Raw genomic sequence first — 15,199 nt, 5'->3', positions numbered from 1 at the left:
AATGCAAAAAGAAGACCTTCACGGCTATGTTCCCGCCATCGCGACGCCCTTCAATGAACGCGGCGAAATCATGGAGGATGCCTTTATCGATCTGTTCGAATTCCTTCTCTCACGCGGCGCAACCTGTATCTGCATCGCTGGCGACAACGGCGAAAGTTGGGCGCTGAGCGCCGAGGAACGCGGCCGCCTTGTCCGCCTTGCCAAGGACACTGCCAAAGGACGCGTGCCGGTGATGATGGGCATTTCCGCCCCCACCATCGATGCGTCTCTGGCCTATGTCCGCGCCGCCGAAGAAAACGGTGCTGACGTCCTGTTATCGATGCCACAGACCTATGTTCTGAAAGCTTCCGAAGCTGAACTGATGGCGCGCTTTGACAAGGTATCGGCAGCCACCAAGCTGCCACTGGTTCTGTATAATTCGCCCCGTCGCATGGGCTTTTCCCTGACCATCGACCAGACCGAGCGTCTGTTGGAAAACCACGATGTCATCGGCATCAAGGAAAGCCAGCGGGACTTTTTCTATCACACGCATTTGCTGCACCGCCTTGGCGACCGCTTGTCTGTGATGACCGGCCCGTGCCACTACATCCTGCCTGCCTTTGCCCTAGGCGCAAAAGGCTTTATCGCGACGGGGCCGGAATTCACCGACCTGCTACCGTCAGAGATGGCGGCTGTCGGGAACGGTGCGCCGGATGACACATACCGTCATGCCCATCACCAACTGACGGTTCTTTATGAACTGTTGATGGGCACCGGCACATGGCCGGCCTCCTTCAAGGCGGCGCTGAACCTGATCGGCCAGCCCGCTGGCGTGCCGCGCGATCCGGTCATGCCATTGGCAGAGGCCGACATCGACAAGATCAAACGCACCTTTGACGAACTGGGCATCTCTTACAAATGATCCGACTGGTCCCCAATCACGCGGCCTGGATAAAGCGGTCTGAAACGGTGACTTTCACCTTTGATAGCGAGCCGGTTCAGGGCCACCTGGGCGAGACGCTTGTGTCTGCCCTGATGCGGGCGGGGCATTTGAACTTTCGCGAGGCGCCCAACGACAGTGCCCCGCGTGGGGCGTTCTGTTGCATGGGGCTATGTCAGGAATGCGCCGTCATCGTGGATGGTCAAGTTGTCGAAGCCTGCCGCACAGACGTGTCGACGGGCCTCGTGGTTGAAAGGGCCTGATGTCAGATCTTTACGACATAGCTGTTGTTGGCGCCGGACCGGCCGGAGGCAACGCGGCCGTAGTCGCCGCCCAAAGCGGTGCGCGGGTCGTGCTGTTGGATGAACAGCCCGCGCCCGGCGGGCAGGTTTGGCGAGGCAAATCCGCAAGTATTCTGTCGGCCCCGCTTACGCCAGAAACAACCGCAGGAAATGCCTTGCGCAGCGCCCTTTCCGAAAGCCCAGCAACCCATCTGGCCGACACCCGCGTGTGGGACATTCGTCGTGATGGGGATCATTGGTCTCTGCAAATCCTGCGCAAGGGCGCGACTGAGCAACTGATTTGCCGTTCGTTGGTCCTTGCGACGGGGGCGCGCGAATATGTACAACCTATCCCCGGCTGGACGACACCCGGTGTGATTGGTTTGGCTGGGGCGACGTCGCTGTTCAAGCAGACGCTTTCCCTGCCCGGCAAGCGCACCGTTGTTAGCGGGACTGGCCCCTTGGTATTCTTTGTCGCCAGCGAAATTCGCCGTTTGGGCGGTGAGGTCGCGTCTGTCGTCACGCCAAACACCCGCACCGATTGGGTCCGCGCTGCGCCGTCGATGATGAGGCAACCCAAGCTGCTGGCCCGCGGCGCGGTCTGGATGGCGGACCTAATGCTTGCACGTGTCCCGATTATGTGGGGCCATGCGGTGTCTGAGGTTGCGGGCCAAGACCACGTCGTCGGCATCAAGACGGTCAATCTGAAACGTGGCGTAGCGGGCCCGGATTTTGCTACCGATAGCCTGTGCCTTGGCAATGGTTTGATCGCACAGATCGAGGCCGCGCAAATGCTGGGCGCGGCAATCCGCTATGATCCGTCCTTGGGCGGCTGGGTTCCTGTTGCAGACCCGGACGGGGCGACCAAGGTGGACGGTCTCTATCTATGCGGCGACGGCTGCGGGATTCGCGGCGCTGCGGCTGCCGCCTTACAGGGGACGTTGGCGGGTGCTCGTGTCGCCCGTGACTTGGGCTTCTCCGCGCCCTCACCGTCTGTGCGCCCCTGGCAGCGGGCCGAACGGTTTGGTCGCGCGATGACCGCGCTTAGCATTCCACGTGCCGACGCGCAGGCCCTGACCACGCAAGACACCATCGTGTGCCGATGCGAAAGCCTAAGTCGCGGGGACATCAGCGCCGAAGTAACAACCGGCGCCACAAGCACCAACGCCGTCAAATCCGGTAAGCGTGCGGGCATGGGCCCCTGTGGCGGCAAATATTGCCAAACGGCGATTGCCGCACTGATCGCCGCGCAAACCGGAAAACCAATCTTTGACGTCCCGCCCCCGACACCGCGCCCCCCCTTACGACCCATCCCACTTGGTCAAGCGGCAGGCAACTTTGACTATGACGATCTGCCCATTCCGAAACCGGCTCCACTATGACCCTCGACACCAAATATGACATCGCAATCATCGGCGGCGGGATCATGGGCTGTGCAACGGCACTGCGTGTTGCCGAAGGGGGAATGTCGGCAATTGTTCTGGATAAGGGCGACCTTGGTCAGGGCGCATCCGGCGTCAACGCTGGCACCCTCAGCCTGCAAATCAAACGCGTGAAACTGATGCCCTATGCGTTGAAAGGCCATCACCTGTGGGAACAGATGGGCGATGCCGTGGGATTTCAAAAGACCGGCGGCTACACTCTGGCCTTCAATGTCCGCGAAGCCGAAATGCTGTACGAACGTCAGACGCTCAAGGCGCAGGCCGGTGCGCCGATCGAATTTGTGTCCAACAATCGTCTGCGCGCAGCGGAACCAAACTTGACCGAGAAAGTTGTCGCGGCAAGTTTTTGTCCCGAAGACGGCTACGCAAACTCATCCCTCACCGGTCAGTATTATCGCGGACGTCTGCGCGATGCAGGGCTTCCTTACCGCGAGGGCTGCGTGGTCACAGCGATTGACCGTGACGCAGGTTTCAAACTGACCACCCCACACGGCACCGTCCGCGCGACGCGCATTTTGTTGGCCGCTGGTGCGTGGTTGAAACCCCTTGCCGCCCTTTTTGATGTGGAACTGCCCGTGAACGCACGAGTGAACACAGTCTCTGTCACCGAACGCATGCCCCCCTTGATGAGCGGTGTGGTCGGACATGCGACCGGACTTCTGACCATGAAGCAGAAGGCAAACGGGACGGTCCTGATCGGGGGCGGCTGGCAGGGGCGCGGCACACCGCAAGACGGGCGCGGCACGGTCGACGCCGACACCGTTCGCCCCAATCTTGCCTTGGCGCAATACGCTGTCCCCGCCCTTTCTGCTGCCCGCGTTACTCGCAGCTGGACAGGGTTCGAGGCCAATGTGCCAGACTTCTATCCACTGGCCGGCGCACTCCCAGGCATACCGGATGCCTTCGTTCTGGGCTGCGTGCGCGGCGGTTACACCATCGGCCCGTATATCAGCCAGTTGATGGGCGATCACATACTGGGCCGAGAGCCCGAAATGCCTCTGTTCGATCCGGGGCGCGATTTTGAAAAGGACACGATATGACGCAAGATCCAAGCAGATTGGACGGAAAACTAGCCGTAATCACTGGCGGCGGCAGCGGCATCGGAGAGGCGACGGCGCATGTTTTTGCCCAGGCAGGCGCCACGGTTGTCGTCGCCGGACGCCGATTGGAGCCGCTTGAAGAAGTCGCCAAAGCCGTTGGTGGCCACGCTATTGCCTGCGATGTGTCCGATCAGGCGGATGTGCGAAAGCTATTCGCCAAAGCCAAAGAGATCACAGGTAGCGTCGACGTGTTGCTGAACAACGCAGGCGGACCCGGCCCGATTGCGCCGGTGGCCGAGGTCGATATGGCTGACTGGGTTACCTGCATGAACATCAACCTCGTCGGGGCGATGTATTGCCTACAAGAAGCGGCCAAGATTATGTCTGCCCAAGGGTCAGGATCTATCATCAATATGTCCTCACTTATGGGCATTCAGGGCTACCCGATGCGGTCCGCCTATGTCGCTTCGAAATTTGCGCTGATCGGGATTACAGAAACCATGGCCCGCGAACTTGGCCCCGTTGGCGTGCGCGTGAATGCTCTGATGCCCGGTGCAGTTTCCGGCGAAAACATGGACCGTATTTTGGCCCGCCGCGCCGAGGCAGAGGGCCGTTCAGTGGCAGAGATCGAGCGCGAAAACTATACGGATGTCGCCGCCCTGCAACGCTGGGTTGGCCCTGAAGAAGTCGGGCGTGCGGCGCTATACTATGCCTGTGACCTAAGCTCCGCCATAACAGGCGACAAAATGAAAGTGGATTGCGGCCGTTTTTGACGCCGCCCGAGGAGGATCAAGCAATGAACGTTCAGACCCTGACACTGCCCCTGCCCCACGATTGGTTTGCAGCCCAAACCGCGCTGCCCAAGACCCGCTTTCGTATGTCCAAGTTGATGGAGCGCGGCAGCGCAATGCACGGTCTCGCCGCTCGCGCTGCACAGGTTGACGAAGCGCTTGATGTTTCCACCTCGGACAGCACGCTCGACAGCGCGCAGCGCTTGTTCGACAGCTACTTTTTGGTGCAACGCGCGGCGGGAGCGCCCGTTGCCATACTGCGTGCTGCCATGGCACGGGCCCTACCGGTTTGCGTCGCCGACATTGAAACCGGCGCGGACCTGAGCGACGCACAGCTTGAAACTCTCGCGCGGGGTCTGCACCGTCTGGCCGACTGGGCGCTGGTTCCTACCGACATGCCTGAATATACACCGCCCAAAACGCCCACTGATCCCCTGTTTCGTTGGAAACAACAGCACCAGTTGTTCTTCCTGATCATCCACGGAATGCTCTATTTGCTGCATGTATTGGAAGAGGCGCTTGACCGCGAACATGCCCCCGTAACACAAGCAATCCTCACCGACTTCGCCGACCTTATGGAAGCGTCGACCGTTGCGTTCCACCTCACTGCGGACTTTTCAACCGAAGCCTATGAAACTCGCATCCGCCCCGACATGATTGCCCATGACCCGCATTTCTCGGGGCTTTTCTACGCCGATCACAAAGAGCTTGTGACCAGCCTTAGGGTTCTCAAACGCGTTCCAGACGACTTCGAAGAAGAACTGACTAGAATTAGCGATGCGATTTCCGAAACTTACGATGCCCACGCACGTGTGTGCCTACGATTTGTCGGTGAAACAGCCAGCCTTGCGTCCAAGGACGACAGCCGCGTTGCCGCCGAAAGCATACGAGGAAAATACGTCAAACGTACCAAGGTCATCGCAGGACTTGCCAAGCCGCGCGGCTAACTGCCCCCGATAGGCGGAGCTTTGCGATTGCGGTATTTCTCGGTGAGGTCGGCGTCCGCGTCACCTTCACCGTAGGCTCCCAGTATCACCCCTTTGGTGCTGCGTTGAGATCGGTTCTGGATCAGGGCGTCATTGGTGATCGTTGTGCGCTGGGACGGGCGGCGCGCCCATGTGTCTAGCACTGATGATAGTCGCGTCCTCACGTGCTGATGCTCAGCGCTTTCGCCCAGATCAACCAGTTCATCGGGGTCTTCTTTGAGATCAAATAGTATGGAGCGGATGCCTCCGCCAAATTCGATCAGCTTGTAACGATCGTCGGTGACCATGAACAACCGTGCTTCAGCTGTGTCTAAGTCAAGCCGCTTTGCCAGGGGCGTCATCGAATAATCGTATTCACAAAAGGCATATTCACGCGTTTGACCTTGCCCGCGCAACAGCGGCAAAAGGGATTTCCCTTCAAGCACATGATCAAGGTTCGCCATTTTGCCCCCCGCCACCTCAACAAAGGTAGGTGCAAGATCGATCAACTGGACCAATGCATCGGACGCGGTGCCGCGTAGAGCGTCCGCTTCAGCCGACGGATCATAAACAATCATCGGCACTCGGACTGATGTGTCATGACAAAACGTCTTTTCGCCAAGCCAGTGATCTCCCAGATAATCACCGTGATCAGACGTGACGACAATCATTGTGTCTTTCATCCGGCCCGTTTCCTCGAGCCAGTCGAACAGAACCCCCATCTGGTCATCGCATTGTTTGATCAGGCCCATATAGGCCCCGAGAACCTTGTCGCGCACGTGGTCTTGGGAAAAGGCCTGCCCGACGGGTGCCTTCATCATCCCGCCAAACACCGGATGGGTTGTTTCGCGTTCTGCGGTGGCGCGGACAACGGGCAGGAAATGCTCTGGCCCGAACATGCCGTGATAAGGCGCAGGTACAATATAGGGCCAATGGGGCTTGATATAGGACAGATGACAACACCACGGCGCATCTCCTTGCCTTTCGATAAATTCAATCCCCCGGCGCGTCAGATAAGGGGTCTCGCTGTCTTGCTCAGCAATATTTGCAGGTTTGTCGCTGTTCTCCATGAACCAGCCCGACAGTACATTGCCCGTTCCGTCATTTGCGGAATTTGCATGGTCATGCCACGGGTTGTCCCCCTCGTATCCTTTGCTGCGTAAGTAGTCGTTGTACTTGAGAGCCCCGCCGTCGTCGTAGAACCCGTCCGGTCCCTCTGGCCGCATCCCGTCATCGCGTTCAAACACGTCAAAGCCGCATTCGGACACTCGTGCGCCAATAATGCTGTCCGGTTCAAGGCCAAGCTGAGCCATGCCTTCTGCATCGGCCTTCATATGGGTTTTGCCGACCAACCAGCAGCCCATCCCCAACTTTCGCAAATGGTCGCCCATCGTCCGCTCCCCGACCTTTAGCGGGACGTTGTTCCATGACGCACCGTGGCTGTGCACATAACGCCCAGTGTAGGTCGACATGCGCGACGGGCCACACAGCGGCGACTGAATATAGGCACGATCAAACCGCACGCCCTTGGCTGCCAGTTTGTCGATGTTAGGTGTCTGCAAATGCGGATGACCGTAACAGCTTAGATAATCCCATCGTAGCTGGTCGAACATGATGAAAAGGATATTTTTCGGGACTGACATTACGGGTTTTTTTGATCCAGGGTTTCGCCATCAGGCACGCCCAGATTGGTCGTGCCCGCCACCTCATTTGTACGCTTCGAAAGAAACCAGAAGACCGACACCACCGACAAGACCAAAAGCGCAACAGCGACAGGGCTTGTGTAAATGTTCAGCAAATTACCGTTCAGCAAAGCGATCGCTTGCGATAGCGATTTTTCAAATTGTGGCCCGAGGAAGAAGGCGATGATGAAGATGACCATCGAGTAGCCAAAGCTGTGCATCAGCAAGCCGAATACGGCGAAAATCAGCATGACGGTTACACCAAAAAGCCCGTTTGTCGCCATCGACACCCCGACAAAACACAGCAGCAGTGCAGAGGAAAAGATCACAGCTTCAGGTGCGGAAACGACTTTAACCCAAAGCCGCAGTCCCGCCTGCCCAACCCAAAGGTTTATGAAGTTCGCCATGATCATCGCACCGAACAGACCATAGACCAACCGACCTTGGTTCTGGAAAAGGAGCGGGCCGGGCTGCATCCCGTGGATCATGAATGCGCTGATGATCAGCGCGGCAGTGACGCTCCCTGGAATACCAAGGGTTAACAACGGAATCATGTTAGCACCAACCACAGCGGAATTGGCGGACTCGGTTGCTGCAATGCCATGCAGATTGCCCTTGCCGAAACTTGCCGGCTCTTTTGACGCGGCCTTAGTCATCGCATAGGACATGAAAGCGGCAGCGGTTGATCCAATGCCCGGCAAAGCGCCGAGAATGGTGCCAATCGTGGCCCCGCGCAACATCGTATAGCGACAGGCCCAATACTCGGCCCAAGAGACGCGGCGATCTTCAAGCTTGCCCGTATCTGGGACCAAAATACCTTGTCCCTCGATCCTGCGCCCTTCAGCCATCCGCCGCAGAATTTCCGAAATCGCAAGCATTCCGATCGCAACAGACGGCAGAGCCAACCCGTCAAACAGATCCCAAAAGCCAAAGATTAGGCGCGGGGTGAAATGTTCTGGGTCGGTTCCAATGAAGGAAATCATCAAGCCCAATGCGGCGGCAATGACCCCTTTGATCAAAGACTCGCCCATCAATCCGGAGATGATCGAGAATGCAAAAATCATCAGCGCCACGATCTCTACCGGCCCCATCTTGAGCGCCAAAATGGCCAGCGGTGCGGCAACTGTAATCAGAACAATATCGCTGAACGTGTCGCCCGTAATCGACGAAAACAGCGCCATCTTTGTGGCCTTCAGGGGTTTGCCCTGCTGCGCCAACGGATAGCCATCCATGGCAGTTGCTGCGGCGTCAGGCGTACCAGGCGTATTCATCAAAATCGCAGGCACCGCCCCCCCGACAAGCCCGCCTTTGTTGACGCCAACCAGAAAAGCGATGGCGGGCAAAGGATCAAGCCCGAAGGTGAAAGGAATGGCAATCGCCATCGCCATCACAGGTCCGATCCCTGGTACGGCTCCGACAAACTGTCCAAGCACAACACCGAACACCACGAACAATAGATTGAAGGGTGTGAATACATCCCCAAAACCTGCCAGAATTATTGAAAGATCGACCATAGTGGCGTCCTATCCGGGCAAGGCCCGTTCAAGAAGTTGCGTGACAAGAAACCAGATCGCAGCGGGCATGAGAACAACCCCTACCCCCAACCAAAGCGGGCGACGCTCGCCAATCATCAACATCAGGACCAGCGCCAAAACGGGGGCCACATAGAGGAATCCGACCAAAGACATCGTATAAATGGCTCCGCCAAGTATCGCGACATAAGCAGTTGTTTTTAAGAAGAACCGGGCATCAGGTGCCGCATGGTTCGTCGGGCGAAGGACCAAAAGACCACCGCATATCGCCAAGACCCATGCGACGATATTGGGCATGGTCTTTGGAGACAAGTTGCCGCCCTGCGGGTCTTCTACATATTCAGGGATGACGAGGAAAAACATTGCTAACCCGAAAACAAGAAAGAACGCACCTGATAGCCGGTCAGTCATATTGCTCATGCTCGGGCCTCCCCACCCTTGAAAAATGCCCCACCACTGATGTGGCGGGGCATCCATATTCAGTTGGCGAAAAGCCGTTCGGCGTTTTCCAGACCGTCGACCATCATCTGACGCGCCCCGTTTGGACCCATGTTGATCGGATCACCCTGCACCGCGTTGCGCACGATTTCCGCGATCTCGGGTGACTGAACAGCCTCATCAATTGCGGCGGCAATAGCTGCGGAAGCAGCAGGATCGCTACCTGCTTTCATTGCCAAAAAGAACACCGCATCGACGTAAGCATCCACACCGGATTCAATGAATGTCAGTGTTTCCGGCGCATAGCTCAGGCGCGCCTGATTGGCGCTTGCGATAACCTTCATGTCGCCAGATTCAAGATAAGGTGCATGCTCACCAGAAGCAAAGCCAGCCAGAACCTGACCACCGAGGATTAGCCGAATAACTTCGGCGCCACCGTCAGCAGTCACCAAGTTGAAGTCTACGCCGGAAACCTTTGTCGTTGCTTTCATCATCAGCACCTGAGGAGGCGCCATTGTCGCCAGCGGCATGTCTCCTTGTTCCTTGGCATAGGCGATCATTTCCTCCAACGTATCGAAAGGAGCATCTGCACTGGCCACCAGTGCCAGTTCGGCCTTAGCGATCGTGCCTAGATAATCGAAGCTGTCGATATCGAAGGGCAGCTCGTCACCACGCTGAACCAGTTGCACCAACACGGGAATACCCACGCCCATGCCGATGGTCTGATTATCCACCGGGCGCTGAGACAGGCTGGTGAACATTGCCACACCGCCACCACCCGGGCGATTCTCAACGATCACATTCCAGCCGGTTTGGTCTTTTATCACTTCGGCCAGCACCCGACCCATTGTGTCGGTCGACCCCCCGGCCCCAAAGCCGATCTCGATTGTAACAGGTCCATTTGGCTCCCAGTCTTGCGCCGCTACAGGTGCGCTGAATGCGATAAGTGCCGCAGCACCTACTGCCTTGAGTGTTGAAGTAAATTTCATTGGTTTTCCTCCCCATTTATCGTCTGTAGTTATTGGTTGTTTTCGATAGCCAACCGCTCCACCGCGCCTGAGCGCAGGGTTTCGATTTGTGCCAAAAGTCCTTCTGGATCGATCATCGCGTTGGGCTCTCCCTCGGAGCGCGCGGCCATCGCCTGGCGGTCCTCGTCAAGGCCATTGGAAAATCCATGCGTGGTTAAATGAACGTCGATGCCCATGTCCTGCGCTTCCGTCAGCGTACGCACACGATCAAGGCTCTCGATAAAGGCCTCTACCTGAGGCGGCCCTTCGATAGCATTTAAGCCTAATCCGCCAATCGTAATTGCGCGGTAAGTCTCATCGCCGTCCGCGACATCATACATGTAAGACGCAGTCCCCCACGTATGACCGGGCGTTTCTACAACCGTAAAGCCATTGTCCCCCAACGTGATGGTATCTCCATCTGCCACAACCATTTCCGGTTCGATCATGTCCCAAGCGCGCGGGCCAGTCTGTGATGCCTGAGACGACTCAACAGCCTCGTCCCAGCCCCCTTGCGTCATGACGAACGTCGCGTTTGGCAAAAGTGGCTTGAGCGCCGCAGCACCCGCCACATGATCAAAATGCCCATGGGTCATTAGTACGTATTTGATATCCGCCAGATCGGTGCCCGTCTTAGCGATATTATCCAGCAGCATCGGAGTGAAAGGACCATAGAGGGTGTCAATCAGGACCGTGCCGTCATCCGTATGCACCAACCAAGCTGACACCCAACAGATGCCCACATAATCGACATTGTCAAAGGGTGCCCAAGGCTCAACGAACTGGGCGTCCGGCGTGCTGAGCCAGCGCCCTAAATCCGGCGGCATCTGACCTGTGCGCCCAAATTCCACGAACCGCGAAAGGATCTGATCCGACGGGCATCCATCGAACAGCGCTTGCGCACTGGCAGGCATTGCCAGCCCGATCGCGAGTGCTGCACCAACTACTTTGGTGAAAGAATCTTTCATGATTTCTCCTTTGGTATGAACTTTCCCGGATTCATTAGGTCGTCTGGATCCAGCGCCTGTTTGATCTTGCGCATCACGTCTAGTTGGCTGGCTTGTTTGAGGTTGCGCATTACGTCCAGTTTGCTTTGGCCGATCCCGTGTTCGGCGGAAAACGATCCGTTCAAGCGCATCAAAAGCGCGAAAGCCTGTTCCTTTGCGCGGGTCAACGGTAAATCAGTCCAGTTCTTACCTTCCGCCGCACTCAGTGCGTAATGCAGGTTTCCGTCCCCCAGATGTCCGACGGTCAGCGGCACAAATCCCATGTCCGCCACCGCGGCATCCATGGTCGTGACAAACTCTGCGACCGACGCCAATGGCAGCGCGATGTCCATATGATAGGCGGGACCATTTGCCGTAATCGCCTCGAGGATGGCCTCCCGCATAGTCCATAAATCAATCCGTTGCTGTTCGGATTGCGCGATCATAGCGTCAAGGACGGTGCCCTCTTCCATCAATGCTTCAAGTCCTTCAAAGACCAGACCTTGCAAGCGCGTTTCGCCATCGTCGCCGCCTTTGGCATCATCCGGACGCGATGACGCGACCTCGAAAAACAACCCCGTTTCTGCTGGCACGCCTAACGGTCGGCGTGTCTTCGGAAACTCCCGACAGATCACCTCAACAGCCGCCGCTGGCATATACTCATACGCTTCGACTGCGCCGCCCGTTCGATCCTGCAAGGCGTTCAGAACTGTTGGTGCATCCGCAATGGACGCCAAAGACAGAAACCCTGTCGTGCGAACGCTTGGCATAGGGGAGAGCTTGAACACCGCAGCCGTGATAATGCCCAGAGTTCCTTCCGCCCCAATCAACAGATCCTTCAGATCATAACCGGTGTTGTCCTTGCGCAGCCCTGTAAGCCCATCAATGATCGACCCGTCTGGCAAGACGGCTTCAATCCCGATGCACAACTCACGCGTTGTTCCGTATTTCACAACGTTAGACCCACCAGCGTTTGTCGAAAGCACGCCACCGATCATGGCGCTTCCTTGCGCGCCAAAAGTCAGCGGAAACGCAAGACCGTGTTCGCGAGCCTGTTCCTGCGCGGTCTGCAAGACAACACCTGCTTCGAGCGTGATACTACGTGCGCCAACATCCACTGCGCGGACCGCGTTCATCCGCTCAAGTGATACAACGACGCTGTCACCATTCCCAGTTGGGACACCGCCACCGCAAAGTCCCGTCCGTCCGCCAGTGGGTACCATTGGGGTACCGTGATTATGGCACAGCTTTACAATTGCAGCGACCTGCGCTGTGCTCTCAGGCCGCACAACTGCGATCGGTGTTCCTGCAAATTGCCCCGTCCAATCTTTGCAGTAAGGCGCAGCCGCAACTGCATCGCCCATCAAGACCTGTGACGCGCCAACAATCTCTTTGAGGCCCGTCAGCATTTCCCCCGGCTGAATTATAGTCGAGCCAGTTGCCGCATACACATCCCACATTGTCCTAAAATCCGCTCCCAAAGATTCTTGAACTACCATGTTACATTCCCCCTCGACCGGTCAACAAAAATCTACCATGGTAGGATACCAAGCAAGGAAGCGTATTTAGATCAACGTCCGCAGGTACATGACCCAACACTCAACAAAAAAATCCGTAACCGAGTTGACCGCAGAAAAGATCCGCGAAGCGATCATCCTCGGGGCGTTTCCGCTTGGCACAAAATTGTCCGAGCAAAAGCTGGCCGATCTGTATCAAGTCAGCAGGTCCCCCGTCCGCGAAGCATTGGTGCTGCTGCAAATTGAAGGTCTTGTGCGGGTTTTTCCCAAACGTGGGTCATTTGTATTTTTGCCCGACGAATGCGTAATCCGAGACCTTTGTGAACATCGCAGCATTCTGGAAGTCGCCTGTTTAGAGTTGGCAGTTAGAACCAACCACGCAGGCCTCTTGACCGGCATGCAGGACGGAATAAGCCACATGCAGGACGCCATAAAAGACGGTGACACAAAGCACTATTCTCGCGGCGACCTGATGTTTCACCGCTCCGTCGTTGCAAACAGCGGCAACAGCTCGATGATCAAGTCGTATGAAACCACGATTGGACCGCTCATGGCGCTGCGAAGCCATTTGTTCACCATCAGCGGGATCAGCCTTGAACGGTCCATGCAGGAACACACCGAGATGCTTGAAGCCTGCACCGCTAGAGATGTGGCTAAAGCGCAGGCAATTTGCACACAGCATATTTACCATCTCGCCGAGCATTTTCACGAATTACAGCCTACCGCAGCATTGTGAAATGCAGTGGACCACTGTTCTGCTTGGCACTCAGGTTGTGGCTAAAGTGGGAACGGCATCAAAAGTAGATAGGTAGGGGTTCTCACCCTAAACTGTGTTCCCTCAATAAAATCTATGACACTATAGGCTTAGCTTCGCGTGGAGGTAGCGCAAATTTTGGTAAGAGTTATCTACAAGGGATGTCGCTTCGGCACTTGCGTGCTCTTGTTGCGTTATCAGACTTAAAACTGGTCGCACGGGTGTCTGAAGCGCTTGGGGTGACGCAGCCATCTGTGTCGAAACAAATTGCCGAGTTAGAAAAGATCGTGGGTGAGCCTGTCGTTACGCGAGATCGCAATAGGCTATATCTGACACCGATTGGAACGCGGCTCGCTGAACATGGGGCGTGGTGGAGAAAACGCACTAACCGACGAGGGCATTGGGCTTACTTTGCATTGTCAGAGTCTTGGCTTAGTTCTTCCGTTCCCAAATGATGAGTAAGAAATAAAAACGCCCGTTCTGCTCGATTATGCCTTCCGGCCCTTTCCGGACATTGACCGAGCCCTCGCGCGCTGCAGAGCAGCTTTCGCTTAGCAGACATTGACATGGTTCGTGACTAAAGCTTCACGCTAACGTAAACTTGGCGCAGCGTTTTCAATTGGATGATTTTTCGACGGCATTGGAGGAGTAACAATGGCTGACCCAGTAGAGGAAGCATTAGACCTCATTGCCAGCAAGTCGGCGTTACAGGGAGAGGAAAACGCAGACTTAAGAGCAAGGCTGATAGAAAAAGCCTACCATCAGCGTAGTCTTGACAGAGAATTTGAGATCTCAGTCCGCAAGCAGGATTTTGCGGAAAAAACGTTTTGGCAAAATACACCACTTGTCGTCGCACTAACCGGAGTGATTGCAGTCGGAGCAAATTTCGCTGCCGGCTATTTTCGCGCTGAACAAGACCTCACCGGGCTATTGACGAAGGTGGAATTTGAGGCCGCATTGGCTTCGAACGCTGCGACTGAAGCTCTTGCTAGAGACAATGAGAGGGAACTCCTAAAGGCAGAGTTGCAAGACAATCTAGCTGATGCCGCGGCGGCTCGAAACGAGCGCTTAAAAGAGGTTGAATTTCAGTATTCTGTTCTTAGCCAACTTGTTGACGAACCGAACGAAAAAACCAGAGCGAGATTGCTGTTGTTCTATATAAGGGCTGGAGCACTGAAGGGGCTAGATGTAGAGCAGCTGTCGGCAATGGCGGAGACCTCCATCCGAAATACCGGCGGAGACCCAAGCGCTCCAATGGGCGTTCCATCGAGACAAGCAATATCTACCGCAGCGGATGCAACAACACGTATTCAGTTTTCTGGAAGCAGTGGACAAACGGGATTCTGTACCGCCGTAAACATCTCGGCAGACTATGTTCTTGCTCCGAGTATTTGCGACAACAATTATCTGGGTGGATCGCATCCCTTTTCTGCGGCCCTAGCAGAAGGCGACGACTTTGTGCGCCTTAAGAAAGTGTGGAATGACGATGCCACTGCTCTATCGATATTGAAGCGAGAAATTGCAGGCGGCGAACCGGTATCATTGGTTTGGAATTCGATACGCGTACCGTCTATAGGCGAAGCCATTTACTTTGTTGCCTGGGATAATCAAACCGGTGGTAAGCTATCTCGGACCTGCTCTGTCACCGGTTTTGATACCGACCAATTTAGCCTTACACATGACTGTGATACTGGCCCGGGAGTGGCAGGCGCGCTGTTGCTGGCAGTGTCTGACGACGCACCAGTGGGAGTGCAACTAGGCCAGAATAGCGAGGGTGGATACGGCGCTAGTTTGGGTTCAATACGTGACCAACTAGCTCAGTTCTTCTAGCGGCCCTAAGCCGCC

General features: G+C 56.2%; 15 protein-coding genes. 9 read left to right on the top strand and 6 right to left on the bottom strand.

The window, feature by feature from the left end; translation table 11 throughout:
* Window position 1: 1 nt before the first annotated feature.
* From BM352_RS09535 to BM352_RS09510, 6 genes are read left to right on the top strand one after another with little or no spacing between them, the layout of a single operon-like run.
* Entirely contained in the window at window positions 2-901 is a 900-nt protein-coding gene (locus BM352_RS09535; RefSeq protein ID WP_090215956.1) for a dihydrodipicolinate synthase family protein, read from the top strand.
* Entirely contained in the window at window positions 898-1,182 is a 285-nt protein-coding gene (locus BM352_RS09530; protein WP_090215953.1) for a (2Fe-2S)-binding protein, read from the top strand. Before BM352_RS09535 ends, BM352_RS09530 begins: the two co-directional genes overlap by 4 nt.
* Window positions 1,182-2,582 (top strand): NAD(P)/FAD-dependent oxidoreductase, encoded by a 1,401-nt coding sequence (locus BM352_RS09525; RefSeq protein ID WP_090215949.1) that lies wholly within the window; start codon window positions 1,182-1,184, stop codon window positions 2,580-2,582. The genes BM352_RS09530 and BM352_RS09525 overlap by 1 nt, the downstream gene beginning before the upstream one ends.
* Complete coding sequence (locus BM352_RS09520; RefSeq protein WP_090215946.1) at window positions 2,579-3,682, top strand: NAD(P)/FAD-dependent oxidoreductase; 1,104 nt, start codon at window positions 2,579-2,581, stop codon at window positions 3,680-3,682. Before BM352_RS09525 ends, BM352_RS09520 begins: the two co-directional genes overlap by 4 nt.
* Window positions 3,679-4,455: an SDR family NAD(P)-dependent oxidoreductase gene (locus tag BM352_RS09515; RefSeq protein WP_090215943.1), complete on the top strand. Its 777-nt coding sequence runs from the start codon at window positions 3,679-3,681 to the stop codon at window positions 4,453-4,455. The genes BM352_RS09520 and BM352_RS09515 overlap by 4 nt, the downstream gene beginning before the upstream one ends.
* 23 nt (window positions 4,456-4,478) lie before the next feature.
* Window positions 4,479-5,420, top strand: coding sequence for a hypothetical protein (locus BM352_RS09510; RefSeq protein WP_090215940.1), 942 nt, complete (start codon window positions 4,479-4,481; stop codon window positions 5,418-5,420).
* Here BM352_RS09510 and BM352_RS09505 read toward each other — a convergent pair.
* From BM352_RS09505 to BM352_RS09480, 6 genes are read right to left on the bottom strand one after another with little or no spacing between them, the layout of a single operon-like run.
* Window positions 5,417-7,081, bottom strand: coding sequence for a sulfatase-like hydrolase/transferase (locus tag BM352_RS09505; protein ID WP_090215937.1), 1,665 nt, complete (start codon window positions 7,079-7,081; stop codon window positions 5,417-5,419). The two genes, BM352_RS09510 and BM352_RS09505, sit on opposite strands and share 4 nt — an antisense overlap.
* On the bottom strand, window positions 7,081-8,634 hold the full coding sequence (locus tag BM352_RS09500) for a tripartite tricarboxylate transporter permease (protein WP_090215933.1): 1,554 nt from the start codon (window positions 8,632-8,634) through the stop codon (window positions 7,081-7,083). Before BM352_RS09500 ends, BM352_RS09505 begins: the two co-directional genes overlap by 1 nt.
* Window positions 8,635-8,643: 9 nt before the next feature.
* The gene (locus BM352_RS09495; RefSeq protein ID WP_175500656.1) at window positions 8,644-9,072 is read right to left on the bottom strand and encodes a tripartite tricarboxylate transporter TctB family protein; all 429 of its coding nucleotides are present in this window, start codon (window positions 9,070-9,072) and stop codon (window positions 8,644-8,646) included.
* Between the two features lie 59 nt (window positions 9,073-9,131).
* Window positions 9,132-10,079, bottom strand: a complete 948-nt coding sequence (locus BM352_RS09490) for a Bug family tripartite tricarboxylate transporter substrate binding protein (RefSeq protein WP_090215924.1) — start codon at window positions 10,077-10,079, stop codon at window positions 9,132-9,134.
* A 29-nt stretch (window positions 10,080-10,108) separates the two neighbouring features.
* Window positions 10,109-11,065: an MBL fold metallo-hydrolase gene (locus tag BM352_RS09485; protein ID WP_217642999.1), complete on the bottom strand. Its 957-nt coding sequence runs from the start codon at window positions 11,063-11,065 to the stop codon at window positions 10,109-10,111.
* Window positions 11,062-12,582, bottom strand: coding sequence for an FAD-binding oxidoreductase (locus tag BM352_RS09480; RefSeq protein WP_090215921.1), 1,521 nt, complete (start codon window positions 12,580-12,582; stop codon window positions 11,062-11,064). Before BM352_RS09480 ends, BM352_RS09485 begins: the two co-directional genes overlap by 4 nt.
* A gap of 88 nt (window positions 12,583-12,670) precedes the next feature.
* On the opposite strand from BM352_RS09480, the gene BM352_RS09475 reads away from it, so the two are divergent.
* The 3 genes from BM352_RS09475 to BM352_RS09465 all read left to right on the top strand — a co-directional run bounded on the left by BM352_RS09475 (window position 12,671) and on the right by BM352_RS09465 (window position 15,184).
* Window positions 12,671-13,336 (top strand): GntR family transcriptional regulator, encoded by a 666-nt coding sequence (locus tag BM352_RS09475; RefSeq protein ID WP_090215917.1) that lies wholly within the window; start codon window positions 12,671-12,673, stop codon window positions 13,334-13,336.
* A gap of 179 nt (window positions 13,337-13,515) precedes the next feature.
* Window positions 13,516-13,809, top strand: a complete 294-nt coding sequence (locus BM352_RS09470; protein WP_245780952.1) for a helix-turn-helix domain-containing protein — start codon at window positions 13,516-13,518, stop codon at window positions 13,807-13,809.
* Window positions 13,810-14,008: 199 nt separating this feature from the next.
* Window positions 14,009-15,184: a hypothetical protein gene (locus BM352_RS09465; protein WP_090215912.1), complete on the top strand. Its 1,176-nt coding sequence runs from the start codon at window positions 14,009-14,011 to the stop codon at window positions 15,182-15,184.
* Window positions 15,185-15,199: the final 15 nt, after the last annotated feature.

The sequence above is a fragment of the Litoreibacter janthinus genome (assembly GCF_900111945.1).
Lineage (GTDB): Bacteria > Pseudomonadota > Alphaproteobacteria > Rhodobacterales > Rhodobacteraceae > Litoreibacter > Litoreibacter janthinus.
Note: the sequence above shows the minus strand (reverse complement) of the source record. Positions and strands in the feature narration are given on the sequence as shown.

Bases quoted from the DNA above. Each gene is read 5' to 3' on its own strand.
- BM352_RS09470 (WP_245780952.1), top strand. From the start codon at position 13,516: ATGTCGCTTCGGCACTTGCGTGCTCTTGTTGCGTTATCAGACTTAAAA.
- BM352_RS09500 (WP_090215933.1), bottom strand. From the start codon at position 8,634: ATGGTCGATCTTTCAATAATTCTGGCAGGTTTTGGGGATGTATTCACA.
- BM352_RS09530 (WP_090215953.1), top strand. From the start codon at position 898: ATGATCCGACTGGTCCCCAATCACGCGGCCTGGATAAAGCGGTCTGAA.
- BM352_RS09535 (WP_090215956.1), top strand. From the start codon at position 2: ATGCAAAAAGAAGACCTTCACGGCTATGTTCCCGCCATCGCGACGCCC.
- BM352_RS09505 (WP_090215937.1), bottom strand. From the start codon at position 7,081: ATGTCAGTCCCGAAAAATATCCTTTTCATCATGTTCGACCAGCTACGA.
- BM352_RS09490 (WP_090215924.1), bottom strand. From the start codon at position 10,079: ATGAAATTTACTTCAACACTCAAGGCAGTAGGTGCTGCGGCACTTATC.
- BM352_RS09480 (WP_090215921.1), bottom strand. From the start codon at position 12,582: ATGGTAGTTCAAGAATCTTTGGGAGCGGATTTTAGGACAATGTGGGAT.
- BM352_RS09525 (WP_090215949.1), top strand. From the start codon at position 1,182: ATGTCAGATCTTTACGACATAGCTGTTGTTGGCGCCGGACCGGCCGGA.
- BM352_RS09510 (WP_090215940.1), top strand. From the start codon at position 4,479: ATGAACGTTCAGACCCTGACACTGCCCCTGCCCCACGATTGGTTTGCA.
- BM352_RS09495 (WP_175500656.1), bottom strand. From the start codon at position 9,072: ATGAGCAATATGACTGACCGGCTATCAGGTGCGTTCTTTCTTGTTTTC.
- BM352_RS09520 (WP_090215946.1), top strand. From the start codon at position 2,579: ATGACCCTCGACACCAAATATGACATCGCAATCATCGGCGGCGGGATC.
- BM352_RS09475 (WP_090215917.1), top strand. From the start codon at position 12,671: ATGACCCAACACTCAACAAAAAAATCCGTAACCGAGTTGACCGCAGAA.
- BM352_RS09515 (WP_090215943.1), top strand. From the start codon at position 3,679: ATGACGCAAGATCCAAGCAGATTGGACGGAAAACTAGCCGTAATCACT.
- BM352_RS09485 (WP_217642999.1), bottom strand. From the start codon at position 11,065: ATGAAAGATTCTTTCACCAAAGTAGTTGGTGCAGCACTCGCGATCGGG.
- BM352_RS09465 (WP_090215912.1), top strand. From the start codon at position 14,009: ATGGCTGACCCAGTAGAGGAAGCATTAGACCTCATTGCCAGCAAGTCG.